12 protein-coding genes are annotated in these 12,861 nt (G+C 68.5%); 4 read left to right on the top strand and 8 right to left on the bottom strand.

All coding sequences use genetic code 11. The annotated features are described in order from the left end of the window. Window positions 1-12 precede the first annotated feature (12 nt). Complete coding sequence (gene cobO / locus U5A56_RS22370; protein WP_321924615.1) at window positions 13-615, top strand: cob(I)yrinic acid a,c-diamide adenosyltransferase; 603 nt, start codon at window positions 13-15, stop codon at window positions 613-615. A 3-nt stretch (window positions 616-618) separates the two neighbouring features. Beyond that, the gene (locus U5A56_RS22365; protein ID WP_321924612.1) at window positions 619-1,923 is read left to right on the top strand and encodes a cobyrinate a,c-diamide synthase; all 1,305 of its coding nucleotides are present in this window, start codon (window positions 619-621) and stop codon (window positions 1,921-1,923) included. 35 nt (window positions 1,924-1,958) lie between these two features. On the opposite strand, the gene bamE is transcribed toward U5A56_RS22365, so the two are convergent. Further along, window positions 1,959-2,498, bottom strand: a complete 540-nt coding sequence (bamE, locus tag U5A56_RS22360) for an outer membrane protein assembly factor BamE domain-containing protein (RefSeq protein ID WP_124521791.1) — start codon at window positions 2,496-2,498, stop codon at window positions 1,959-1,961. A gap of 251 nt (window positions 2,499-2,749) precedes the next feature. Beyond that, on the bottom strand, window positions 2,750-3,913 hold the full coding sequence (locus U5A56_RS22355) for a M20 aminoacylase family protein (RefSeq protein WP_124485510.1): 1,164 nt from the start codon (window positions 3,911-3,913) through the stop codon (window positions 2,750-2,752). A gap of 355 nt (window positions 3,914-4,268) precedes the next feature. Between U5A56_RS22355 and U5A56_RS22350 the strand changes: the two genes are divergently transcribed. Further along, on the top strand, window positions 4,269-5,339 hold the full coding sequence (locus tag U5A56_RS22350) for a type IV toxin-antitoxin system AbiEi family antitoxin (protein ID WP_321924704.1): 1,071 nt from the start codon (window positions 4,269-4,271) through the stop codon (window positions 5,337-5,339). Continuing rightward, window positions 5,308-6,213: a nucleotidyl transferase AbiEii/AbiGii toxin family protein gene (locus U5A56_RS22345; protein WP_321924609.1), complete on the top strand. Its 906-nt coding sequence runs from the start codon at window positions 5,308-5,310 to the stop codon at window positions 6,211-6,213. Before U5A56_RS22350 ends, U5A56_RS22345 begins: the two co-directional genes overlap by 32 nt. A 42-nt stretch (window positions 6,214-6,255) precedes the next feature. On the opposite strand, the gene U5A56_RS22340 is transcribed toward U5A56_RS22345, so the two are convergent. The 6 genes from U5A56_RS22340 to U5A56_RS22315 all read right to left on the bottom strand — a co-directional run bounded on the left by U5A56_RS22340 (window position 6,256) and on the right by U5A56_RS22315 (window position 12,847). Then, the gene (locus U5A56_RS22340; protein WP_257773187.1) at window positions 6,256-6,678 is read right to left on the bottom strand and encodes a PIN domain-containing protein; all 423 of its coding nucleotides are present in this window, start codon (window positions 6,676-6,678) and stop codon (window positions 6,256-6,258) included. Next, a complete protein-coding gene (vapB, locus tag U5A56_RS22335) occupies window positions 6,675-6,941 on the bottom strand; it encodes a type II toxin-antitoxin system VapB family antitoxin (protein ID WP_044843570.1) in 267 nt (88 codons plus the stop codon). The genes U5A56_RS22340 and vapB overlap by 4 nt, the downstream gene beginning before the upstream one ends. 276 nt (window positions 6,942-7,217) lie before the next feature. Next, complete coding sequence (locus U5A56_RS22330; protein ID WP_321924607.1) at window positions 7,218-8,234, bottom strand: GNAT family N-acetyltransferase; 1,017 nt, start codon at window positions 8,232-8,234, stop codon at window positions 7,218-7,220. Further along, on the bottom strand, window positions 8,234-9,073 hold the full coding sequence (locus U5A56_RS22325; protein ID WP_321924605.1) for a formyltransferase family protein: 840 nt from the start codon (window positions 9,071-9,073) through the stop codon (window positions 8,234-8,236). Before U5A56_RS22325 ends, U5A56_RS22330 begins: the two co-directional genes overlap by 1 nt. Window positions 9,074-9,159: 86 nt before the next feature. Next, complete coding sequence (locus U5A56_RS22320) at window positions 9,160-11,424, bottom strand: TonB-dependent siderophore receptor (protein WP_321924603.1); 2,265 nt, start codon at window positions 11,422-11,424, stop codon at window positions 9,160-9,162. 46 nt (window positions 11,425-11,470) lie between these two features. Next, a complete protein-coding gene (locus tag U5A56_RS22315) occupies window positions 11,471-12,847 on the bottom strand; it encodes a lysine N(6)-hydroxylase/L-ornithine N(5)-oxygenase family protein (RefSeq protein ID WP_321924602.1) in 1,377 nt (458 codons plus the stop codon). Between the last annotated feature and the right edge of the window lie 14 nt (window positions 12,848-12,861).

The raw sequence follows: 12,861 nt of genomic DNA, 5'->3' as shown, positions 1-12,861 counted from the left end.
GGACGATTCCCGATGAAGACCGATGCCGAATCCCATCAGCGGATGACCGAACGCCGCCGCGCCGGCCATGAAAAGAAGCAGGCTGCCGCTACCCAGGAAAAGGGCCTGCTGATCGTCAATACCGGCAACGGCAAGGGCAAGAGCACGGCCGCGTTCGGCATGGCCGTGCGCGTGCTCGGCCATGGCATGCGGCTCGGTGTCGTGCAGTTCATCAAGGGCGCGCTGCACACGTCCGAGCGCGACTTCCTCGCCGCGGTCGCGCAATGCGACTTCGTGACGATGGGCGACGGCTATACGTGGAACACGCAGAACCGCGACGCCGACATCGCAACCGCGCGCAAGGGCTGGGACGAGGCGCGCCGGATGATCGAAAGCGGCGAGTACCGGATGGTGATCCTCGACGAGCTGAACACCGTGCTGAAGTACGAATACCTGCCGCTCGACGAAGTGCTCGCGACGCTCGTCGCGCGCCCGGAATCGGTGCACGTCGTCGTCACCGGGCGGCATGCGCCCGATGCGCTGATCGACGCGGCCGACCTCGTCACCGAAATGCGGCTCGTCAAGCATCCGTACAAGGAGCAAGGCGTGAAGGCGCAGCCCGGCGTGGAGTTCTGAGCGATGCCGGCCTGCCCCGCGCTGTTCGTCAGCGCGCCCGCGTCCGGCCAGGGCAAGACGTCGGTGACGGCCGGCCTCGCGCGGCTGCACCGGCGGCTCGGCCGGCGCGTGCGCGTGTTCAAGACCGGGCCGGATTTTCTCGATCCGATGCTGCTCGAACGCGCGAGCGGGGCGCCCGTGCACGCGCTCGACCTCGGCATGGTCGGCGAAGCCGGCTGCCGCGCGCTGCTCGCCGATGCGGCGCGCGACGCGGACCTGATCCTGATCGAAGGCGTGATGGGGTTGTTCGACGGCACGCCGAGCAGCGCCGATCTCGCGGTCGCGTTCGGCGTGCCGGTCGTCGCGGTGATTGCCGCGAAGTCGATGGCGCAGACGTTCGCGGCGATCGCGTTCGGGCTCGCGCGGTTCCGGCCGGAGGTGCCGTTTCACGGCGTGCTGGGCAATCGTGTCGGGTCGCCGCGACACGCGGAACTGCTGCGGCAGGCGCTGCCGGACGACCTGCGCTGGCTCGGGCACGTGCCGGCCGATGCGGGCATCGCGCTGCCGGAACGGCATCTCGGCCTGCACCAGCCGGCCGACATCGGCGATCTCGATGCGCGGCTCGAGCGTGCGGCCGACGTGCTCGCGCAGACGGCGCTCGCCGAATTGCCGCCGGCCGTCGCGTTCGCGGAGCCGGACGTTCACGCCGCGCTGCCGCGCGTGCTCGCCGGCAAGCGGATCGCGATCGCGCGCGATGCCGCGTTCTCGTTCATCTATCCGGCCAATCTCGCGCTGCTCGACGCGCTCGGTGCGCAGCTGCGGTTCTTTTCGCCGCTTGCGGACGAACCCGTGCCCGACGATTGCGACGCGCTGTTCGTACCGGGCGGCTATCCGGAACTGCACGCGGCGACGCTCGCGGCGAATGCCGTGACCGCGCGGACGATTCGCGCGCATGCGGCGGCCGGCCTGCCGATCGTCGCGGAATGCGGGGGGATGGTGTATCTGTGCGAATCGCTGACCGACGTGGACGGCGCGACGACGCCGATGCTCGGACTGTTGTCAGGCCAGGCGACGATGCAGCGTCGGTTCGCGGCGCTCGGGATGCAGCAGCTGGACACGCGCACCGGGCCGATGCGCGGTCATACGTTTCATTATTCGCGGCTCGATACGCCGCTGGCGCCGGCGGCGACGGCGGCGCGGCCCGACGGCGTGCCCGGAAGCGGCGAAGCCGTGTATCGCGCGGGCCCGATCGTCGCGACCTACATGCACATGTACTGGCCGTCGAATCCGGAGATGGCGGCCGCGCTGTTCGGCGGCACGGCATTCTGACGAAAAATACCCCGGGACACCGCGCGGCTGCGCGGTCAGGGTTTTTCGCGGCCCGGCGCTTCCGAGCGCGAAGTCCGGATCACGGTGCCGTCGGGGGAGAAATGCGCGTTGAACATCGCGTCGCCCGATACGCCGCCCTCGGCCCAGTGCCAGCTCCACACTTCCTCATGGCTCAACGCGTATTGCGCGACCTCGGTCGGCTTGCCGAGCAGTTGCCGTACGTCGTCCTTCGACATCCCCGGCACGACCTTCGCGATGTTCGCCGCCGTCAGCGCCTGCGTGATCGACACGAGCCGGCCGTCGGGCCCGAAATCGAGCATGTACGTGCGCGTGCCGTACGGGCCGCGCGGATACTCGAAACGCTGCGAGCCGTCGTCGCCCTGCCGGACCATCTCGGGCTTGCCCGCCTGGCGCAGCACGTCCTCGGTCGTCGAGACGCCCGGCTGCAGATTGCCGAACGCCATCGGATCGGGCTTGATCGCGTTCACCGCGTCAGCCACCTTCTGGTCGTCGCATCCGGCCGCCAGAACGCCGACCGCGCAAGCCGTCAGCACGGTCAGAAACTGTTTTCGCATGTCGTCCACACCTGTATTCATCGAGCCGATCCGGCGTCGCGCGCAGCGTAGCACGCGGCCCGTGCCGTCGATGTCAAGGAGCGTCAAATTCAGCGCGTGAGCGCTTTCCAATGGAACAGGAGCCTGGGCGAGGGTTTGCGGTAGCTCTTGTGTAGCGCCTTTGGCGCGTTTCCAATGCGTCCCGCGCGGCCGGTGTCATGGCCGCGCGGGCGCGCACCGGGTGGCGGTGCCCACGTCGATGCGCCGCGGCGTCACACCAGGAAGGTCTCCGCCAGCTTGACCCAGTACGATGCGCCGATCGGCAGCGCCGCGTCGTTGAAGTCGTAGCCGGGGTTGTGCACCATGCAGCCGCCCTCCCCGTCGCCATTGCCGATGATCAGGTAGCAGCCCGGCCGCTTCTCGAGCAGGAACGCGAAATCCTCGCTGCCGGTGAGCGGCACCATCCCGTCGATCAGGTTCGCTTCGCCGACCCACCCGCGCGCGACGCCGCGTGCGAACGCGGTCATCTCCGCATCGTTGACGAGCACCGGATAGCGACGCTGGTAATCGATCGTCGCGGTCGCGCCGAACACGGCCGCCTGCGCATGAACGACTTCCTTGATGCGTGTCTCGAGCAGGTCGCGCACCTCGGGCTTCAGCGCGCGCACGGACAGGCGCATCTGCGCACGGTCGGGAATCACGTTCGGCGCCTCGCCCGCGTGGATCGCACCGACCGTGACGATCGCCATGTCGAGCGGCGATACGTTGCGCGAGACGATCGTCTGCAGCGCGATGACGATCTGCGCGCACACGACGACCGGGTCGATCGCCTTGTGCGGCACCGCGCCGTGGCCGCCGCGCCCCTGCACGTCGATGGTCACGGTATCGGACGACGCCATGAACGGCCCGGGCAGGAAGCCGAACTTGCCCGTCGGGAAGCCCGGCATGTTGTGCATCGCGAAGATCGCGTCGCACGGGAACTGCTCGAACAGCCCGTCGTCGAGCATTTTCTTCGCGCCGCCGAGCCCTTCCTCGGCCGGCTGGAAAATCAGGTTCAGCGTGCCGGAAAAGCGGCGCTCGCGCGCCAGGTGCTTCGCGGCCGCGAGCAGCATCGCCGTGTGGCCGTCGTGACCGCACGCGTGCATCTTGCCGGGGATCGTGCTCTGGTACGGCAGGCCGGTCGACTCGTGGATCGGCAGCGCGTCCATGTCGGCACGCAGGCCGAGGCGCTGCGTGCCATTGCCCACCTTCAGCTGCGCGACGACGCCCGTGCCGCCGAGCCCGCGCTGCACCGTGTAGCCCCACGCCTGCAACTGCCCGGCGACGAGATCGCTCGTCGCGAATTCCTCGAAGCCCAGTTCGGGGTGGGCATGAATGCGGTGCCGGATCTCGATCATTTCGTCGGCGAGGCCTGCGGGGATCACGCTGTGCGTCACGGTGTCGTCTCCTGGGTTCCGTGGGGAATGTGCAGGCAAGGATAGTCGGTTGAGCGGCAACCGGACAGACAGAAAGTCGTCGCTGAGACAACCTTGAGTTGCCGGTCTATCCTCCGGCACAAGACGAATCGCACGGCGGGAGGAAACCGGCCATTCGGGCGACTGCCGGCCACGCATCGGGATGCGGGACACTGCGAGTTCGTCTTGATTTCTCGGGTGGGAGTGCACGTTGAGTTCCGTTCGTCATTCCGGAATAATCCCGTCCTATCAAAGGGTTGAGCGTTCTTGTTCATTTTTTGACGGTTGTACATTTTTTGTGTACGCTGGCAGAAAAGTGAACAAGCAATCCACCCCGATGCCCGAGAACGCCACCCTGCCGATAGCGGAACAGCACGTGCTCGACGAAGCCTGCGCCGCGTTCGAACGCGCGACCCGGCGCTTCCGTGCGCGACCCGTGCGCGTGCCGGCCGCCTATGACGCGCATGCCGACGCGATGATCCGTTTCGCCATTGCCGGGCAGGCCTTCGAGATGCCGGCGGCAGTGAGCGTCGGGGTCGAATCGATGCAGGACGCACGCGCGGCGCTGCGCCGGCGCGGCGGCGCCCCGCTGCCCGGCGAGCGGCCGCTGATGCTGGTTGCGCCGTACGTATCGGTCGAGCTGGCCGCCCGCCTGACCGATCAAGGCATCCCGTTTCTCGATACGGCCGGCAATGCGTGCCTGATCCAGCCGGAAGCGACCGTGATGATTTCCGGCCGGCCGAAACCCGCCCGCACGCCGCGCCGGCAGACATCGCGCGCGACGACGCCCAAGGGGCTGGCCGTGATGTTCGCGCTCGCGACGCAGCCGGGCCTCGTCGCGCAACCGTACCGGGCGATCGCTGCCGCGTCGGGCGTCGCGCTCGGCACGGTCAATCTCGCGATGGACGACCTGCTCGCGCGCGGCCTTGTCGCACAGCGGCGCAACGGCGAACGGCTGATGCCCGACTGGCCGCGCTTCATGCAGGAATGGGTCGCGCTGTATCCGAGCCGCCTGCGCGCGAAACTGCCCGCCCGGCGGTTTGCCGCGCTCGCGCCCGACTGGTGGCGCGGCTTCGATTTCGCGGCATTCGACGCGCGGCTGGGCGGCGAACCCGCGGCCGACTTGCTGACGCACGACCTGAAGCCGGCCGCGATCACCGTCTATACGCATGGCGCCGTGTCGAACCGCCTGCTGCTCCAGGCACGCCTGCGCCCGGACGAGCGTGGCGACGTCGAGCTGCTCGAAGCCTTCTGGCCGCCGTCGCCGGCACTCGACTGGCGCGAGCAGGACGTGCCGCTCGTGCCGCCGCTGCTGATCTACGCGGATCTCGTCTCGTCCGGGGACAGTCGCAATCTCGCCGCCGCCGAACACATCCATGACCGATACCTCGCCCGCCCGCCCGCTTGAAGTCGACGCGCGCCGGCCGCTCGAGCCGGCGGCGGTCGCGCTGCTGCAGGCGGTCCGCGCGGCCTGCGCGCAGCTCGACGCGGCATTCGTCGTCGCCGGTGCGACCGCGCGCGACATCCTGATGTGGCATGTGCACGGCATCCGCCCGGTGCGGGCGACGCGGGACGTCGACGTCGCGGTGTGCGCGGTGAGCTGGCCGTTTCACGAACGGCTCGTCGACGCGCTCGTCGCGACCGGGCAATTCGCGCGTGCGCCGAAGCATCAGCAGAAACTGCTGTTCGACAGCGGGACGCAAGGCTTTCGCACGGAACTCGATCTCGTGCCGTTCGGGCCGCTCGAAACGCCGCCCGGCGAAATCGCGTGGCCGCCCGGCGGCGATTTCGTGTTGAACGTGCTTGGCTTTCAGGAGGCGATCGATACGGCGCTGGTCGTGTCGATCGCGGCCGACGTCGCGGTGCCGGTGGCGAGCCTGCCGGCCCTTGCGCTGTTGAAGTTGCTCGCGTGGAAGGACCGGCGCGCGCGCCAGAACAGCGACGCGTACGACCTGTTGTTCCTGCTCACGCATTTCCACGACGCAGGCAATCGCGAGCGCATCTGGGAGGTGGCGCCCGACCTGCTCGAGCAGCACGGTTTCCAGCCTGAGGTGGCGGCGGCTGCGCTGCTGGCGCGCGATGCGCAGCGGATTGCTTCGCCGCCGACGTACGATGCGATCCGCGCGCTGTTGTCCGACGAAGCAATCTACGCGACGCTCGGGCAGGATCTGCAGGCCCGCGCGTTCGCGCTGCTGCCGGGGGAATTCAGCGCGGACGCCGACCGGTATCTCGACGCGTTCCGCAGCGCCTTCCTCGCGGATCCGCCTGTTCCTCGCGCGTGACGTGCGACCGCGCGGGCGCCACGCCATCGCGCGTTCACGACCTCAGGCCGAGGCCGCCCAGTCTTCGAGCGACAACCCCGCGACGCGGCCGAACTCGCGACGATTGTTCGTGACGAGCACGGCACCGGCCGCGATCGCGTGACCGGCGATCGACGCATCGTTTGCGCCGATCGGCGTGCCGCGCGCGGCGAGGTCGGCGCGAATCGCCGCCGTTGCATCGACCGCCGCGGTATCCCACGACAGCACGCCGTCCAGCCGAGCGACAAAGGCCGTCACGAGTTCCGCATGCTTCGGCGATGCCTTTCTGCCGACCGCGCCGAACCGCATTTCCGCATAGGTAATCGCCGACACGACGATCCGGTGCTGCGCATTGACGCACGACTGCAGCCGGGACAACACCACCGGTGGGCGCTCGCGCATGATGAACGAACAGATGTTCGTATCGAGCATGTAGAGCGTGGTCACCGGCCCGACTCCGTCGGTGCGGCGTCATCGGCGCCGGACAAGTCGAAACGGCCGGATTCGACGACAGCCGGGCGCTCGACGAGGAAGTCGGCATCGGCCAGCGGTTCACTCGCGAGCGACAGCCACGTCGGCCGCACCGGCCGCAGCAACAACGTGTCGCCCTCGCGGCGGATCTCGAGTTCCGTCACCCCCTCGAATTCCATGTCCTTCGGGATGCGGATTGCCTGGTTACGGGCGTTCTTGAAAATGGAAACGGTGCGCATGAGCCACTCCAAGGGAGTACGATGCGTCCATTCTAGGCATATGCTGGCATATGTCAATATCGGGCGGCGCGGATGCGGGATCGCGCCTGATGCTGTCGCGGGTGTGCTTGCCATGTCGTCACGACCTGTCTGCGATGAGGGAGCGACCATTCTTCCTCATGCCGCCCACCCGATCCATATCCCGAACGGCCGATGCGCGCCCCCTGCAAGCCGCGCGAAACGTCGACGCTTGCGAATCGACGTTTCGACGAATCGACACTTCGCGCCCCCGTCCCGTCACGGCAACCGGAAAGTGTCGAAGAATGTTTCGCGCTCCATCACGGTAAGCGCCGCGCGCTTGTGCGGGAAATCGAACTCCTTCAACGTATGGAACCCGAGCCGGTGCATGTACGCGATATGCCGCACGTGATCGACGCGCGGCTCGCCGACGAGCCGCTGCGTGCGCGGTTCGTCGACGAACATGTAGTGCAGCACCCCGCTCCACCATGCATGCAGCTTGCCCGCGCTCTGGAAGCGCGAGTCGCCGATCAGCAGGTGCAGCCCGCGATCGTAATCGTGCGCGTCGTAGAACGGCGCGAGGCGGTCCTCCTTCGCCCAGTAGAACTCGAAATAGCCGAACGGCGTGTCGTCGAAATAGCCGATCATCGGATGCATGTGCGGATCGGCGAGCCGCTCCGCGAGATACGCGGCGTGCTCGTCGAGCGTGCCGCGCTGATCCCAGAAATGCGCGACGCGATCGAGGTTCATCCAGTCGCTGAACAGCTGCGCATGTGCAGCGATGTCGACGGTGCGCAGGCTGAACGTCATCCCGACCTGCGGCATGTAGCGCGCATAGATCTCGCCGGCCGGCGACGGCGGCCGCACCGGGTGCCGGTGGCCGTTCGTGATCGTGTAGCGCAGCGGCATCCCGCCCGACGCGGGGGCCTTCAGCCACGGCCGCGGGTTCTGCCAGAACGTCGCGCGCGATGCGGTGACGCGCAGCCGGTCGCCCGCGATCCGCGCGCCGTCGATCACGCCTTCGCGCACCGCGCGCGCGACGTACGACGCGACGGCCGCCGGATCGGCGCCGCCGAGCGGCACCGACACCGTCGCCGCGTCGTGCCGCGTGTCCGTGTTGAACAGCGCGACGAATTCCGCGAGCAGCGCCGCCGGCGGATCGCCGGGCCGCCACGCGGCGAGCGTGCGCTCGACGGCGGGCGGCTCGTGCCCGTGCACGGCGCCGTCGAGTGCCGCGGCCACCTCGCCTTCGACCGCGTCTGCCGCGTTGGCCGGCTTCGTCAGCGTGTCTTCCATCACAGTGCTCCCGCGTCGTGGCGGTCGGCGAGGATGTGCAGCCCCTGCTCGAGCGCCGGAAACAGGCTGCGCTGGAAGTTGTTCCAGCGCAGTTCGAGAATCGTGTCGTCCGGCGCGATCGGCGTGTCGAGCACGTCGCAGATCACCTCGCCGGAATCGATGCCGTTGTCGACGTAGTGGAACGAGGCGCCCGTCATCGTCACCGGTTCGACGCGCGAGGTCGCGCCGCTCGCCCAGTCGACCCGTTCGCCGCGCGCGCCGTGCAGCGCGTCGAGCGTCGCCCACGCACCGCGCCGCTGGTACGGTGAAGCGTCGGCCGTAATGCCGGGATGGATGTTCGCGATGCGGCGGTGAAAGCGCGCGCCGGGACGCACGAGCTCGTCGAGGATCACGAGCAGCCCGTCGAGCACGACCACGTCGGCATCGAGTTCGAGCAGGCGTTCGAGCAGGCGGCGCTCGAACGCCTGCTTGCCCGTCACGCGCTCGCGCGCAGCGCGCGGCAGCCGGCGGTACGTCGATGCAATCGTGCAGAACAGTTCGTCGACCGGCCGGCCCTGCACCGTCAGCCCGTCGGGCAGGATCCACGGGCGGCCCGGCGTGCGCGCGAAGCCGTAGTCGGCGACCTTCGCGCGGTCGGCCGGCGAGCCTGCGTCGTCGTCGACGATCACGCCCTTGAGCGCATAGCGTTCGCCGAGCGGCGAGTCGTTCAGGCGTTCGACGAGGAATTCGAGCGGCGCCTTCATGTAGCGCGTGCCGCCCCGGTAGGCGACCGGCTGGCCGGCGCGATCGGCCGCGCCGTTGCGCAGCGACTGGATGTAGACGAGATTTTTCTTCGGCATGGAGGCGTCGTGGAAAAAACGGACGACGGCGCCGCGGCCCGCCCGCGCCGGCCCGAAGGCCGGCCGGCGCGCCGCGGCGCGCGGCGTCACCAGTTGTATTTCGCGGTGGCGAGCACCGTGCGGTCGGTCCCGAAAATGCAGACGCTCGTCGACTGGCAACCGCTGATGTAGTGGCGGTTGAACAGGTTCGTCCCGTTCACGGCGAAGCGCCAGTTGCGCGTGTCGTAGTGCACGCCCGCGTCGAACAGCGTGTAGCTCGCGACCGTCAGCGAGTTGTCGGCCGCACCGGCCGACGCGCTCTGGTAACGCACGCCGCCGCCCAGGCCGAAGCCCGTGAGCGGCCCCGTGTGCCACGTCCAGTCGGCCCACAGCGACGCCATCTGGCGCGGTCGCGGAATGTCGACCGGCCAGTTGTTCAGCGATGCGTCGTTCGCCTTCACGTTCTTCACGTCCTGGTAGACGTAGGACGCGATCAGCGACAGGTTGCGCGTGAGCTTGCCGGTCGCGTTCAGCTCGATCCCGCGCGAGCGCACTTCGCCCGTCTGGACCGACGTCGTGCCGGACGAATCGAGATTGAGCGGCGTCGACGTGAGCACGTTGGTCTGGTTGATCTGGTAGATCGCCGCGCTCAGCATCAGGTTCTTGCCGGGCGGCTGCCAGCGCAGGCCGGCCTCGATCTGCTTGCCGCGGGTCGGCTGCGGCAGGCCGCCGCCGTACAGGTTCACGCCGATCAGCGGGTTGAACGACGTCGCGTAGCTGACGTACGGCGACAGCCCGTAGTCGCCCTGGTAGGTCAGGCCCACGCGGCCGGTGAACGCACTGATGTCGGCCTTCGACTGCGTGCCGCCCTCGCGGTCGTCCATCCGCTGGTTGACCCAGTCCTCGCGGCCGCCGAGCGTCAGCGTCCAGCGGTTCCACTTGACCTGGTCCTGCACGTACAGCCCGAACGTGTTCATCGTCGTGTACGTGTTGGTGCGGTACGTGGTGTTCGGCGGCGAGAACACGGACAGCGTGACGGGCGTGTAGACCGGGTTGTAGATGTTCAGCGTCGGCGCGGCGGCCAGCCATTCGCTGTCGGTCGCGGTCTGCCGGTTGTACTGGAAGCCGAGCAGCAGCGTGTGCTCGAGCGGCCCCGTGCCGAAGCGGCCCTGCAGGTTGTTGTCGATGTCGAAGCGGCTGTAGTTCGTCTGGAACACGCCGGCCCAGCGGTTGATGTCGGTCAGGCTGCCGTCCGCGAAGCCCGCGCCGAACACCGAGCCGTTGTCGAGCGACAGGTGCATCCAGCGCACGTTCTGGCGGAACGTCCACATCGAGTTCAGATTCCGCTCGAACTGGTAGCCGAGCGACCACTGCTTCTTGCGGTAGTAGTTGAAATCTGGGTCGCCGCCGTAGACGTCCTTGTCGAGCTGCCCGTTCGGGTTCGGCAACACCGTGCCCTCGGCCGGCAGGAAGTTCGACGAGATGTCGCCCCAGTCCTGCAGGTACGTGGCGGACAGCGTCAGCGACGTATCCGCGTCCGGGCGCCAGCGGAACGACGGCGCGAGCGCGACGCGCTGGTCGTTGTTCGGGCCGGTCAGCGCGTTGCCGTCGCGCGCGACGCCGACGAACCGGTACGCATACTTGCCGTCCGCATCGAGCTTGTCGCCGACATCGATCATGAACTGCTTGCGCGCATAGTTGCCGAACTGCACGCCGGCTTCGCGAACGCGCTCGCCGTCGGCCGTCTTGGTCTGCACGTCGATGATCGCGCCCGGGTCGCCGGCGCCGTACAGCACCGACGTCGGCCCGCGCAGCACGGTGATGCTGTCGATCATGTACGGATCGACGCGCCAGCTCGACAGGTTCAGCGTGTTCGGCACCTGCAGGCCGTTCACGTACGCGGTCGGCGTGAAGCCGCGCAGCGCCGCGTACCAGTCGGAACGGTTGTCCGAGCCGTACGACGAGAAACCCGGCACGTAGCGCAGCGCCGCGTTCACGTCGGTCGCGCCGGTCATCTCGATCTGCTGCGCGGTGACGATGTTGATCGTCTGCGGGATTTCGTTGATTGACGTATCGGTCTTGGTGCCGGTCCGGCTGCGCTTCGCGACGAGCCCGACCGTGCCGTCGCCTTGCGAGCCCGCGTTGACGTTGATCGCCGGCAGCGTGCCGGTCGTCGAGCCATTCTGCGCGCCGGTCGACGTGCTTGCCACCGCACTAGCCGCCGCACCGTTCTGCGCACTGCCGGCCGACACCGCGGCACCTGCGTTCACGGCCGGCGCCGTCTGGGCGTATGCATGCCCTGCCGCCATCCCGAACGCCACGCTCGCCGCGGCTGCGATCGCACGCACACGCGTGCCTGTTGCCCACTCCATCTTTCTCTGCTCCACTTTTTTGATGCGGTCTCCGACCGCGCCTTTGTCAAAGAGCGAAAGCCATGCGGCCCGCGCTCGCCCCGTTTTGGTGTCGTTGTTCATGCAGCGCCCGGACCGCCCCGTCGTCATGGTCAGGTGCGATCCCTTCCTCGAGCGACGCACAGATCTCGTCCGCACGGCGCGCGAGGACCGACAGCAGCGTGTCGGACAGGCCGTGGCTGTCTTCGCAGCAGCCTTGCAGGTAGATGCGCGGCGCGAAGTGCTCGGGCGTCGCGAGCAGGTAGTCGCGCGTGACGTCGCCGCGCGTGAGCGCATCGCCCAGGTGCGGCGCGAGTCCTTCGAGCAGCGCCGAATGCGTGTCGCGCCGGTAGCCGGTCGCCAGCACCAGCGCGTCGAAGCGTTCGACGTGCGTCGCGCCGTTCATCCGGTCGCGCAGCGTCAGCTCGATGCGGCCGTCGGCGGTGCGCACCGCGGCCTCGATCGCGCTGTTCGCGCGCAGCGCGTGACGCGGCGTGCCGTCGATGCGCTGCAGGTACAGCATTTCGTAGATCTGCTCGATCAGCGGCCGGTCGACCACCGCGTAGTTGGTGTCGCGATAGCGCTCGAGCAGCGCGCGGCGCGCATCGTGCGGCTGCGCGTAGACGACGTCGGTGAACGCGGGACTGAAGATCTCGTTGACGAACGGGCTGTCGTCGGCCGGTTTCAGTGCGCCCGCGCGCATCACGAGGCTCGCGTCGACGTGCGGGAAGCGGCGCGCGAGGTCGATGAACACCTCGGCCGCGCTCTGCCCCGCGCCGATTACCGCGACGCGACGGCGCTCGCCGTCCGGCGACGCGACCAGCCGGTCGATGTCGGTCAGGTAGGACGACGAATGGATCACGCGGTCGCGGCCGAGCGCGGCGAACGCGTCCGGCACCGCCGGCGTGCCGCCGACGCCGACCGACAGCGCACGCGTCACGCGCTGGCGTTCGCGGCCGGCCGCATCGCGCGACAACACGCGCAGCGCATCGACGCGCGCGCCGTCGCCGTGAACGGGCTCGATCGCCGTGACGGTTTCGCTGTAGTGGACGTGCTCGTCGAACGCGCCGGCGACCCAGCTCAGGTAGTCGTGGAATTCGACGCGGGTCGGATAGAAGTTCTTCAGGTTGACGAATTCGTTCAGCCGGCCGCGTTCGAACAGATAGTTGATGAACGTGTAGCGGCTCTTCGGATCGCGCATCGTGACGAGATCCTTCAGAAACGAGATCTGCATCCGGCAGTCGTCGAGCAGCATGCCGCGGTGCCAGCCGAATTCCGGCTGGCGTTCGACGAAGCAATGCGCGAACGGACGCGTGCCGCGGCGTTCCGCGAGGCGCACGGCCAGCGCCAGGTTCGACGGCCCGAAGCCGACGCCGATCAGGTCGAATACGGTTTCTCTCTGCATGTCTCTCAGCTCCC

Source organism: Burkholderia sp. BCC1998 (assembly GCF_905339875.1).
Lineage (GTDB): Bacteria > Pseudomonadota > Gammaproteobacteria > Burkholderiales > Burkholderiaceae > Burkholderia.
This window is presented reverse-complemented; position numbering and strand designations above follow the sequence as displayed.

Coding starts and splice junctions, on each gene's coding strand:
- U5A56_RS22365 (WP_321924612.1), top strand. CDS start 619: ATGCCGGCCTGCCCCGCGCTGTTCGTCAGCGCGCCCGCGTCCGGCCAG.
- U5A56_RS22320 (WP_321924603.1), bottom strand. CDS start 11,424: ATGGAGTGGGCAACAGGCACGCGTGTGCGTGCGATCGCAGCCGCGGCG.
- U5A56_RS22325 (WP_321924605.1), bottom strand. CDS start 9,073: ATGCCGAAGAAAAATCTCGTCTACATCCAGTCGCTGCGCAACGGCGCG.
- cobO (WP_321924615.1), top strand. CDS start 13: ATGAAGACCGATGCCGAATCCCATCAGCGGATGACCGAACGCCGCCGC.
- U5A56_RS22350 (WP_321924704.1), top strand. CDS start 4,269: ATGCCCGAGAACGCCACCCTGCCGATAGCGGAACAGCACGTGCTCGAC.
- vapB (WP_044843570.1), bottom strand. CDS start 6,941: ATGCGCACCGTTTCCATTTTCAAGAACGCCCGTAACCAGGCAATCCGC.
- bamE (WP_124521791.1), bottom strand. CDS start 2,498: ATGCGAAAACAGTTTCTGACCGTGCTGACGGCTTGCGCGGTCGGCGTT.
- U5A56_RS22315 (WP_321924602.1), bottom strand. CDS start 12,847: ATGCAGAGAGAAACCGTATTCGACCTGATCGGCGTCGGCTTCGGGCCG.
- U5A56_RS22345 (WP_321924609.1), top strand. CDS start 5,308: ATGACCGATACCTCGCCCGCCCGCCCGCTTGAAGTCGACGCGCGCCGG.
- U5A56_RS22330 (WP_321924607.1), bottom strand. CDS start 8,234: ATGGAAGACACGCTGACGAAGCCGGCCAACGCGGCAGACGCGGTCGAA.